The 9,417-nt window shown below is 45.7% G+C and carries 3 protein-coding genes; all 3 read left to right on the top strand.

Annotated features, from left to right (window positions below; all coding sequences use genetic code 11):
* Positions 1-513: 513 nt before the first annotated feature.
* Genes QUB77_RS14675 through QUB77_RS14665 form a run of 3 tightly spaced genes read left to right on the top strand, consistent with a single transcriptional unit; the run spans position 514 to position 9,318 of the window.
* The gene (locus QUB77_RS14675) at positions 514-2,208 is read left to right on the top strand and encodes a hypothetical protein (RefSeq protein ID WP_333323249.1); all 1,695 of its coding nucleotides are present in this window, start codon (positions 514-516) and stop codon (positions 2,206-2,208) included.
* Positions 2,209-2,231: 23 nt separating this feature from the next.
* Entirely contained in the window at positions 2,232-3,554 is a 1,323-nt protein-coding gene (locus tag QUB77_RS14670) for a hypothetical protein (protein WP_333323247.1), read from the top strand.
* Entirely contained in the window at positions 3,547-9,318 is a 5,772-nt protein-coding gene (locus tag QUB77_RS14665; protein ID WP_333323245.1) for a DEAD/DEAH box helicase, read from the top strand. The genes QUB77_RS14670 and QUB77_RS14665 overlap by 8 nt, the downstream gene beginning before the upstream one ends.
* Positions 9,319-9,417: the final 99 nt, after the last annotated feature.

The raw sequence follows: 9,417 nt of genomic DNA, 5'->3' as shown, positions 1-9,417 counted from the left end.
GCCGGATGCAGTGAAAGCTGCACGTCCGCGTTCTGAAGGAGAGGTGTCCTGTGGTAACACAGGCATCGACTCTAATTAACTGAGAGGGGCGGGGAATAATATCCCCCCTCGACTCAATCTGCTTCCCAATGGCAAGGCCCTGCTGCAAGATTTGTACGGGATGGAACCTAAAGTGCTTAGTGATGTTGAGGTGGATGCGATCGGCAGCTACTGATATCAGATCTAGTTATAATTACGGAAAAATTTCCCGCATCAGCTACAAAAATCGATTAAAAGGACACATTTGAGTGGCACTAAGACAGGCTGGAGACGTTGCTGATTCACGGTATGAATCAACTTTTTGCTTGAAGTTACAAAACTTACCCTACTTAGCTTATACGCATTCCGAAATCTTGAATTTATACCTGTATTCAGCAACGCCAGGCTGAATCTCATTAACTACCAATAGTCACACAAACCTGGGATAATTTAAACAAACGGCTCAGATGGTAAGCCAAAGAAGCGAAAACAGCAATGGCAAGCTACAGAGAATGGAACCAAGCATTAGTGTCTTACTTTACCAGTGGCGTACCGCGCGGTACTAAACTTTACGTAAGCGTTGACGACGATGTACTCGAGCGTATTGGTCTAGAATTTGGAAAGGATACGGGCGTCAACAACGGTCGCGATGACTTTTTGATTGCCGTAAGGAAAAAAGTCATCATTGACCAACAAGTTAATTTGAGCAACTTGCGTGGGTGTGATTCTGACGGTTTACCCAAAAGTATTGCCTTTCTCAGTGCCACAGTTCTAGCCGCCTATCAGATGGCTGAGGAAGAAAAAATATCAGAACTAAACTACTTCCGGCGATTGCAGAAAATTTTAGGTCTGTCCGGCGCTTGTCGTCCACCGGGCATGGAATTTGGTTACGGAGCTGAAGAACCGCTATGGAAAGAATGGAATCTTTGGCTAAGGCAACAGGGATTCTTACCTTCAGCAGTTCGAGGTCGCGGTGGTCCAACTACCTATATAAATTATCCAATTTCGCAATCTCTTCTGCGCCACGCTGATAAAAACCGACTTCTAGATCTATTTAACGAAAAGCAATGGACAGCCCAATGGGATGCCCAAACTTTATTTACTCATGTCCGCCGCGAGACACCAAGGCTTTGCCAACACTTAAAAGAGTTACTGACGGGCAACAGGCAGCGGTATGAAGCCGTTGCCGAAGCAATTCACGAAGTTTACGAACAATGGCAAAATGAGGGGAAACCAGTAACACTAAAACAAGGGGTACGCACCTGGAGCCGCTATCTTTTTGCAGGTTTATATCGCACTGAAGATCCATTCTTGGGCCAGATTGATTACTATCTCTACCCGAAACAGCTAAAATGGCGACCAGTAGAATCGGTACAAGTTCAGTACAGAGATAACGTTCACCAGCTTCGGGACGAACGCGCTGGATGGTATTTCCCTCTAAAAGATCCAATAAATATGAATGAATTGGATCGCGGTGCAAGATACCAAATTAGTTCTCCTACAGACCTGGATTCCCTGATTTTGCCCGAGCGTAACTTTTGGATATTAATTCCAGATCCCGATAACCCAGATTCAGGAGCCTATGCTTCTTGGGGAACGCCATCCCTCGGTACGCCATTTATCCTACTCTACAAAAAAGAACTGCTCTCAGATATTCAACGGTTGCAAGATGAGCAGTTATTGAAATGGCAGGGTGGAGCACAACCAGTATTTTTAAATTCTACCTGGTTTGAAATTCACACGTGCATGGTTGTTTCCCAAGCTTGGGATGCAGTCTTTATCAAAAGTCAAGAACTTAAAGATGCTTTGCAACCCAGTGTCCGTTTATCTATTAGCTTTTCAGGTGGTTTGCGCATACCCCAATTGGGTGCATGGTTAGAGGGACATAGCCCTCAAGTAACTATCTTTGGTTTTCATCCCACAGTTGAGTTACAAGTAACTCGATTATCGGATGATTCCCAAGTCTGGGAAAAGTTACAGCAAAGTACAAATATTCCCATTGTAGTTAACTTTCCTAGTGTAGGTGACTATCTCGTAAAAGCTACTTGTGGAGGTGAATCTAGCGAGCGCTTTGTCAGAATTGTTGATTGGAGTTGCCTGTCAATAGCAGAACCATCAAGTTGTGAAGTGATGCCGATAGGTTCAAGTCATAATATTTGTGGCAGCGTCCTTCAGTCATTGGCTCAATAAAGTTAAATAAATTCAGAAGTAAAATGACCAAAATTCAACGTTGGTACAGAGGATTTTCATACAAAGGGAACCCAAAACAACTTATCGAGGAAGTTTCCAAACACATCCAACACCAAAATATCAGTCAATATGTGCCACTTCTGCGACTGGAAAAAAGAGCCACTTCTAGAAAAAGCTTTTATTTTTTTCTGGCAATTGAAAGTAGTACAATAGGAGAAATACCTCTAGAAATTGAGAAATCAAATTTGCTCAAATTTCCATGTTTTAAATTTTCGGCAGTTCCCGGCAATAAGAGCTTCACCTATGAACAAATAAAATCTATGGTTGGGGCAGCCCATGAAGTTTACGATTACACAAACCCCATTCCTTATCAGCCTGTAGAGAAAGTTACCTATGATAACCCATTTGAGGCGAGCGCCTCATCGCCTATCAATCAATCGTCACCAGATATTGAGACACTTTCCCAGCGTTACGAACACCTTCTCTACTGGCTATCTACCCTTGGTAGCGGAACGTGGGAATCCTTCAAAAAAGCCTGCGATGCTCTGAGACTTGAGGAACCAAAACGCATTTTACGGAGGCTTAGGTTGCTTGGGCATATTGAATCTTCTTCTGACGGTACACGATGGTCTATGGCTCCTACAGCCCTCGTTAAGATTAAATCAGATTCTCCAGAATTTCTTCTTTGCGGTCAACGCAGCATCAAGTTGCTGAAGGAGTTGGAAAAATATACAGATATAATTTCCAGTCACCAATCAAGAAGAGACGCACCGCCTTGCCTTCGTCTCAATTTGAGTGACTTTAATATAATTACAAGCCAGTTTTCTATCCTTTACGCTGGGGAAGTATCGAGCCGACTTGCTGAAATTATACCCAATCTTGACATTTGGATGCAGAATCTCAGAAGCTTGCAAGGAATTGTGCCGAGTATATACGAGTGGAAGCGCTTTGATGGTAATGATTTTGTTAGCTGTATCTCTCCCAATCAAACAGGTATGTACCAGATGTGGAGGATAGATGAGAGCGATCGTCCAGGCTATACACTATTTTATGACCAAGAAAGCGCTAGTTGGCGACAGGGCGACTGGTATGGTCTACGATTTTTAGCGTTGCAGCACAGTGGCTTTGAATGTATTGCACGTTACGATCGCGCGATCGGGCGTTTAGCAATACCTGTCTCCCAGCGTTGGCCTGAAATTTACGAACGTGCGCTAGTGCTAGCATCTGGACAACTCCCGACTTATCAAGACTCCTGGCTCCTGTACGAGAACGTGCCGATGGAAGTAATCTCTCTGCTAACTGATAAACTTAATGTAAAGTGCTCAGAGGTACCTGCCAGTGCATGACTTAGTTGGGGCGTATCAAAGACTCGATCGCATCTATCAGCTATATATCAAAAGTGCTTTTCCCCTGCGTTACCGCGCTTTGGCTGATGAACGCGATCGCCTCCTCCAGCAACCAGGCATTTTGAGTCAGCCTCCTTTAGTTGAGCCTGTCCCGATTTATCCATCATCGGAGATGAATTTGTCAGCCGCCGCCAATCAATTGCCCTCCGAATACCACAACTTGGCAGAACTTGGGCAAATGATTTTCGATCCGGGAGTCCAGCTTTACCGACACCAATGGGAAAGCCTGCGGGAAGTGCTAGTCAATCAAAAAGATTTAGTTGTGACTACTGGTACGGGTTCCGGTAAAACCGAATGTTTCCTGTTACCACTACTAGCACAGTTAGCGAGGGAATCGAGCACTTGGTCAGCTAATCCTCCAACGCTAAATAATTATGGCTGGTGGAATGGCAATGGAAACCGAGTATCTCAATTGGCGCACACCCAGCGACCAAAAGCCCTCCGCGCCCTAATTCTTTATCCCCTCAATGCCTTAGTTGAAGACCAATTGCGCCGGCTGAGAAAAGCACTGGAAGCACCCTCAGTACATCAGTGGTTAGATCAAAATAGAGGCAGAAACCGAATTACTTTCGGTCGTTATACGGGACAAACGCCAGTTTCAGGGATACAAAAAGACGAGAGCATCAAACGACTGAGGAACGAATTAAGGGAGATTGAACAGGAGCGGCAAAAGATAGAAACGGCTATCCAAAACAATCCGTCTCTACTTCATGATATGCCCGATTTGCCTTACTACTTCCCGCGACTCGATGGCGGCGAGATGTGGTCTCGCTGGGATATGCAAGATAGTCCGCCGGATATTTTAATTACTAATTACTCGATGCTCAACATTATGATGATGCGGAGTATCGAAAACAATATTTTTGATGAAACTTGTAATTGGCTGGCAAGCAACCCAAATAACCAATTTTTCCTAATTATTGACGAACTTCATGCTTATCGGGGTACGCCGGGAACAGAGGTTGCCTATATTCTGCGATTGTTGTATTCGCGTTTGGGATTGACACCCGACTCGCCGCAACTGCGGATATTGACGACGACAGCTAGCCTTGAGGAAAATCAACAGGGCAAAGATTTCCTGCGCGAATTTTTTGGACGCGATAATTTTGCCTTCATCACGGGGCAACAAACACCACCTACTTTTGGGGCGCGATTCAATCTTTCTTCGTATCAGTATCAAAGTGCTTTTGCCCAGTTTGCTCAGTCAGTACAAGCTGACCCATTGCAGGAAATGCAACCGCCCGATTCAGCATCAAATCAGGTGCGGGATGCTATGTCTAATTTGGCGGTGCAACTGGGACAGCCAGTGGCCTCAGGACTAAGTGCCCAACAACATCTTGGCGAAGCTCTGGCTACTGTTGGTGCTGCCGATGCACTGAGGGATGCTTGCCGAGAAATCGATCGTCTGCTTAACCCAAATAATCCTAATCCTACAGTTCGAGCTGCGAAAGTTAGAGACCCAGATAACTCAAATAATCCAACAGATTTAGACCGTCAAATTTTCTCTGGTGCGGCGACTAATGGTTGGGTATCTGATGCGATGCGCGGACTGCTTCTAGCACTGGGAATGTCTCAGCGAGCGAGTACGGGGCGATCGCCCCAACCCGTGCGCGGTCATTTATTTTTCCGCAATTTGCAAAACTTATGGGCTTGCTGTAATCCTAACTGTACCGATTCTGCAGTCGATCGCAATATCAGGCAGAACGCTCCAAACCCTCCAACTGTTGGTGCAATTCATGCCAAACATCGCCTTAGCTGCTTCTGTGGTTCCCGTGTTTTGGATTTAATTGTTTGCGAAGTGTGCGGTGATGTCTTTCTGGGCGGCTACAAAACAACTCGCAAAATAGGTAATGCCAACGTCGAAATTCTTACACCAGATCAACCCAATTTAGAAGGGATTCCCGACTTGGTAGTTCTCAATCAAAGCTATGGAAACTACCGAGTGTTTTGGCCTTTGCCCAACGAAACACCAGCTTGGAGTACGCAACCTCAAGACTTAGAATGGGAGCTTGACAAGAGAAAACGGAAATGGGTTCGTGCCAAGCTCGATCGGGTTACAGGCGTACTTAAACAGAATAACACCGCACCACAACCTGATGAAATACCAGGATGGCTGTATCATGTTGCTGGGAATCATCCAGAAGAACGAGCATTGCCAAGTAAGTGTCCTCGTTGTGATGCCGACTACGGTAAACGGAACAGATTCCCTACCCCTTTCCGTTTTCATCGCACAGGATTTCAGAAAGCTTGCCAAGTGCTTGCGAGCGGACTGCTTAGGGAAATGCCAGCACCAATAAGCCCTACAGCAGCTTCATCTCGCAAGCTAGTAATATTTTCTGACAGCCGTCAAGATGCTGCCAAGTTAGCAGCAGGAATGGAGCGCGATCATTACCGCGATATGGTGCGGATGCTGTTAATACAATCATTCCAAGATTATTGGAATGACTTTGTATCTTTCCTCCGCATTAGTTGTGCAAATAACCAAACAGTAATGGCTAGATTGCAGGCATTGAACCCCGCTCTTTATGCTGCTGTTGTTGCGAATTCACAGCCTGATGATATGGTTCGGCGTAACCGATTTCGCAACGCAAATCAGGTAGAAACAAATGAAGCACGAGACTGGATTGATGATTTGCCTTCAAGCAATCAACAAGCTCGGGATGAATGGCTAAGATTACTACACCACTACCCAGGGCGAATTCCTCTTTTAAATTTGCGGGCTAAGATTCGAGATGCCCTTCTCAATTATGGCATTTGTCCCGGCAGACCTAGCTTTCGGACTATGACTTATACAGTCGGACAGCAAAAGGGACTACAAAGGTTTCCTTGGTTTGATTGCTACAACTGGAACGCTAATCCAATTGCACGAGTTGTTCCTCTCACACCGGAACAGAAAAATCATGCCGATCTGCTAGAAGCACTGCTAACTGAGGAGTTGATGTATGCTCTTTTCCCCCATATTGCTCGGACAATTGAAGGACTAGCACAGGGTTGGGTAAGTTATCAATATCAAGGAAACCGAACTCCGCTTATTGAAGCAACTGAAGCAGTGATTAGACAATTAGGAATTCGGAAATTACACTGCTATTTTCCCTATGTGGGTCTCGATAATAATTCAGATTTGCCTAAGTTTGCTCAACGGTACATTAGTAGAACTGACATCGCACTAAGCGACGTGCAGCATCAGTTGCAACAAGTTATCCCAATCCAACCTTCAAATCAAACTCAAAGTCAACGATTTATACTCGATCCCGATCGCCTCTATCTTGTTCTACCACCAGAAGCCAATCCAGATGGTTCGCGCCCTGGATACCGCTGTCCGCAATGCAATGCTTTCTTTCTTCAACCTGCGGCTGGGGTTTGCCCCGAATGTAACAGCGATCGCCGTTTTGACAGTCCCAACACTCCTACAATCCAACTGACCCCTGGACAGACAACCAGCGACTTTGATTACTATACTTATCTTTCAGAGCGATCGGGTCAGCCCTTCCGCATGAATGCAGAGGAATTAACAGGTCAAACTGACAAAAAAGAGCGCACTAAGCGTCAGCGCTGGTTTCAAGACATCTTTATTAATCAGGAGATTGGACTGGTTCAGGGAATCAATTTACTGAGCGTAACAACGACAATGGAAGCGGGGGTTGATATCGGTGCATTGCTAGCAGTAATGATGGCAAATATGCCACCCCGCCGATTTAATTATCAACAGCGGGTAGGTCGCGCTGGCAGACGTTCTGCAGGAGTTTCATTAGCTGTGACTTTCTGTCGAGGCAGAAGTCACGATGATTTTTACTTCCAGCGTCCTGAAAGTATTACAGGCGATCCACCGCCACCACCTTACGTTGAGATGAAGAGTCAAGAAATTTTCCAGCGCGTCCTTAGAAAGGAAGTGCTGAGGCAAGCTTTCACAGACACAGGCATCAGTACATTAAGTGGAACCGATAACGTACACGGTGAATTTGGTGATGTGGCTGATTGGGCTAATACTTATGAACCATTAATTACAGGTTGGTTAAACAATCCAGCTAATGAGCCAAAAATTTTGTCAGTTTTAGATATTTTGCGGGTGCAAACAACATTACCAAATGCTAGTAATTCTGAAATAATGTTGAATTATCTGCGCGATCGCCTAATACCTGGTATCCAAAACATTGTAAATGATCCAACATACACCCAAGATGCACTGAGCGAACGTTTGGCAAATGCAGGATTATTACCGATGTTTGGTTTTCCGACGCGGGTGCGTTTGCTTTACACGCGCTGGCCGTCACCGGGCGCTCAATGGCCTCCAGAAACGGGAATAGTCGATCGCAACCTTGATGTCGCTATTAGCCAATTTGCACCCGGGTCGGAGACTGTCAAAGATAAAGCCGTTCATACTGCCTGTGGTGTAGTTGAATTATACCCTCAAGGCAACAAAATTGCTTCCGCACCCGGCTTAGTCCCAGCACTATCACACGGCAACCAATCTCTCGGACTCTGTAGTAACTGCCAAGCCGTAATTTACCCGCACACACTCTTAAATCAACCGCTCCCTGGCGGTCAGCCATCGCAAACAACTCAATGTCCAGTTTGCGGTGTAAATGATGTGCTGCGTTGCATTGATGCCAGGGAACCCAAAGGATTTTTTACTGACTTACAACCAGAGGACTTTGATGGGCAATTTGAGTGGCAACCGCGATCGACTCGACCTTCTTTGAGTATCGGTGCAAATGTTGGGACGTCTGAATCTGTCCTCAATGCTTCTGTATCTGCATTCAATGACAATATCATTTCGGTTAATGATAATGGCGGCATTGGAGGATTTGACTTTTACGAAAGAGTTAAGATTGATAATCGGCAGAAATCAGGAGCTTATGCTGTATCTACACCAAACAGTTCGGTTAGTACCTCTGGAGCGGTTTATCGGGTAGCTCTACTATCTCGACGTAAAACAGATATCCTATTAGTAAATATCGAGCAATGGTCTAATGGTGTATTTGCCAACCCAACTACAGTGGAAGGTCGTGCAGCTTGGTATTCTTTCGCATTTTGGCTGCGGATAGCTGCAGCGGCTCACCTTGATGTGGATACACAGGAGTTGCAGGCAGGTTTTCGATCGCTAGAGCAGAATGGAGCGATAATTGGTCAAGCTTTTCTGTGCGATCAATTGGAGAATGGGGCGGGTTATTGTCGGTTTCTAGCCCAACCGCATGAGTTTCAACAACTGATGGATCGGGCAGATCCAACAATTTCAAACAGCATTGCCTGGAAATGGACGAATCCTCACGAGCACGGAAGTGATTGTGATACTTCATGCAATTTGTGTTTGCGGGACTATCAAAACCTTGCTTATCACGGGTTATTGGATTGGCGATTAGCTTTAGATATGGCACGATTGGTGTCTAATCCTGCGTCGGCGATCGATCTCAACTCTTCTTGGGGCAATTTCCAGAATGCTTGGCTTAACCTAGTTCAAGGCCCAATTCCGGCGGCACTCCAACGTTTGGGCTATGGTACGTCGGTGCCGTTTGGAACTCTCACTGGCTATGTGCACCAGAATGCTCGACGGCCGACAATCAAAATGATTCGACATCCTTTATGGAATGATGACCATCCAGAGTGGATTGCAGCGGTGGCGATCGCGCGATCGCAGTATTCTGGTTATCAGGTCGAGGCTGTCAACCCGTTTATGGTGCTGCGGCGACCGGGGGACTGTACGTGATGTGGGAGCAGATACAGCAGATTCCAGGCAAATAGAGTACACCTTAATCCCAAACACTTACCAAAATGGTTGACAAACCCTTACAACCGTACTCCATAA

The organism is Microcoleus sp. AT9b-C3, from assembly GCF_036705485.1.
Taxonomy (GTDB): Bacteria; Cyanobacteriota; Cyanobacteriia; order Cyanobacteriales; family Microcoleaceae; genus Microcoleus.
The sequence above is the reverse complement of the archived record's forward strand: the minus strand, read 5'-3'. Positions and strand labels throughout refer to the sequence as shown.

Coding starts and splice junctions, on each gene's coding strand:
- QUB77_RS14675 (WP_333323249.1), top strand. CDS start 514: ATGGCAAGCTACAGAGAATGGAACCAAGCATTAGTGTCTTACTTTACC.
- QUB77_RS14670 (WP_333323247.1), top strand. CDS start 2,232: ATGACCAAAATTCAACGTTGGTACAGAGGATTTTCATACAAAGGGAAC.